The organism is Thauera phenylacetica B4P (assembly GCF_000310225.1).
GTDB lineage: Bacteria > Pseudomonadota > Gammaproteobacteria > Burkholderiales > Rhodocyclaceae > Thauera > Thauera phenylacetica.
In genome coordinates, this window is sequence record NZ_AMXF01000387.1 from 1 (window position 1) to 2293 (window position 2293).

The 2293-nt window shown below is 74.1% G+C and carries 2 protein-coding genes and 1 pseudogene; all 3 read left to right on the plus strand.

The window, feature by feature from the left end; all coding sequences use genetic code 11:
• Positions 1-514 (plus strand): annotated as a pseudogene (locus C667_RS22285) (hypothetical protein); the annotation flags it as partial.
• A gap of 657 nt (positions 515-1171) precedes the next feature.
• Positions 1172-2038 (plus strand): branched-chain amino acid ABC transporter permease, encoded by an 867-nt coding sequence (locus C667_RS22290; RefSeq protein WP_004386118.1) that lies wholly within the window; start codon positions 1172-1174, stop codon positions 2036-2038.
• Positions 2035-2293: ABC transporter permease subunit (locus C667_RS22295; RefSeq protein WP_004386119.1), on the plus strand; the 259-nt coding region annotated here is incomplete at its 3' end. The genes C667_RS22290 and C667_RS22295, both read left to right, overlap by 4 nt.

Here is a 2293-nt window from a genome sequence, read left to right on the forward strand (position 1 = left end):
GACCGGCGTCGCCGGCGCGAGCGCCAAGATCGAGGCCGCCCCGGCCGCCGCCGCGGCGCCCGCCGCTGCGCCGGCCCCGTTCGACATCGCCAAGTTCGCCGGTATCTTCGCCGCCATGGGCCTCGCCCTCGGCGCGATCGGCACCGCGATGGCCGCGGTGGTGTCGGCCTTCCTCGGCCTGCCGGTGTGGCAGATGCCGCTGGTGATCCTGGGCGCGCTGCTGCTGATCTCCGGCCCGTCGATGCTGCTGGCCTGGCTCAAGCTGCGCCAGCGCAACCTCGGCCCGCTGCTCGACGCCAACGGCTGGGCGGTCAACACGCGCGCGCGCATCAACATCCCCTTCGGCGGTGCGCTCACCGGCGTCGCGGCGCTGCCTCCGGGCGCCTCGCGCGCGCTCACCGACCCGTATGCCGAGAAGAAGACGCCGTGGAAGAGCTGGCTCTTCCTCGTGCTGCTGATCGCGGCGGTGGTCGCGGCCTGGCAGCAGGGCTACCTGGACCGCTTCCTCGGCTGATCGGGGGCGTACCAGCCCGGCAGTCGCCTCCGGGGCCGGCCGGCGGTGCGGGGTACACGCCCCCACACCGCCGGCCGGCCCTTTTCCTGGCGCACACGCGTGCCGCCCCCTGTAGGAGGGTCGGCAGGCGCGAAAACGGCGATGAAGGTCGGCCTCCGCGTCGCCTCCCTGACCGCCGATTTCGCGCCTGCCGGCGCTCCTACATGAACCATCGCGCGCCTGTCGCCGTGCAACATCGACCGACGTGCGTCGGGGCCCATGGGGCATGAACCATCGCGCGCCCGTCGCCGTGCAACATCGACCGACGTGCGTCGGGGCCCATGGGGCATGAACCATCGTGCGCCTGTCGCCGTGCAACATCGACCGACGTGCGTCGGGGCCCATGGGGCATGAACCATCGCGCGCCTGTCGCCGTGCAACATCGACCGACGTGCGTCGGGGCCCATGGGGCATGAACCATCGCGCGCCCGTTGCCGTACAACATTAACCGCCGCGCGTGCGGCCCCGCGGGGCATGAACCGTCGCGCACCCGTCGCCGTGCGGCGTGGACCATCGCGGCGGCGCTCCTGCATGAAGCGTCGCGGCGGGTGTGGAGGGGGGGGCGCTGCGGTTCGCGGGGTGCGATCGGGGGCGGCGCTTCGGCTATGCTTCGCCCCCATGCTCGCCTTTGTCCAGGTTCTCGCCAGCGGAGTCGCGATCGGCTGTGTCTATGGCCTGGTCGCGCTGTCCTTCGTCCTCATCTACAAGGCCACCGAGACGGTCAGCTTCATGCAGGGCGACCTGTTGATGCTCGGCGCCTTCGCCGCGCTCGGCCTGCACGCCTTCGCGGGCTGGCCGCTCGTCGTCGCGGCGCTGGCGGCGGTGCTGGCGGTGGGCGTGCTCGGCGCCGTGCTCGAGCGCACCGTGCTGCGGCGCGCGCTCGGCCAGCCCCACCTGGTGGCGGTGCTGCTCACCTTCGGGCTGGGCATGATGATGCGCGGCGGTGTCGCCTCGGTGCCGGCGGCGGCGCAGGACATGCACCGCCTGCCCTTCGCCGCCGACACGCTGGCGATCGGCCCGCTGGTGCTCGCCACCAGCCACCTGTGGGTGGTCGCCGCCACCGTGCTGCTCGCCGGCCTGCTCGCCGCCTTCTTCCGTCACACCCGCACCGGGCTGGCGCTGCGCGCGTGCTCGGAGGATGCGCGCAGCGCCGCGCTGATGGGCATCCCGGTGGCGCGCATGCACACCCTGGCGTGGGCGCTCGGTGCGGCGCTCGCCGCGATCGCCGGGCTGCTGCTCGCGCCGGTCACCTTCGTGCATCTGAACATGGGCTTCATCGCGCTGAAGGCCTTCCCCGCCGCGGTGCTGGGCGGGCTGACCAGCCTGCCGGGCGCGCTCGTGGCCGGCGTCTTCCTCGGGGTCGCCGAGGCGCTCGCCGGGCTGGCGCTGCCCGAAGGGGCGAAGGATTTCGTGCCCTACGTGCTGCTGATGGCGGCGCTGCTGCTGTTTCCGCAGGGGCTCGGCGGCGGGCGGGGCAGGGCGTGAGCGCGCCGGCCGTGCGCGCCGCGCTGCCCTGGCTCGCGGTGCTGCTGCTTGCGCTCGCCTGGTTGGGCACCGACTACGCGCTCGGCAAGGCGACCCTGGTCGCGACCTACGCCATCGCCGGCCTCGGCGTGGTCGTGGTGGTGGGGCAGGCGGGCCAGATCGCGCTCGGCCAGGCCGCGCTGGTCGCCCTCGGCGCCTATGCGCAGGCGCTGCTGGTTGCGCGCGGCGTGCCGGCGCCGCTGGCCCTGCCCGCCG

What these genes read in the sequence shown, in the direction of transcription:
- C667_RS22290 (WP_004386118.1), top strand. Translation starts at nt 1,172, where the DNA reads ATGCTCGCCTTTGTCCAGGTTCTCGCCAGCGGAGTCGCGATCGGCTGT.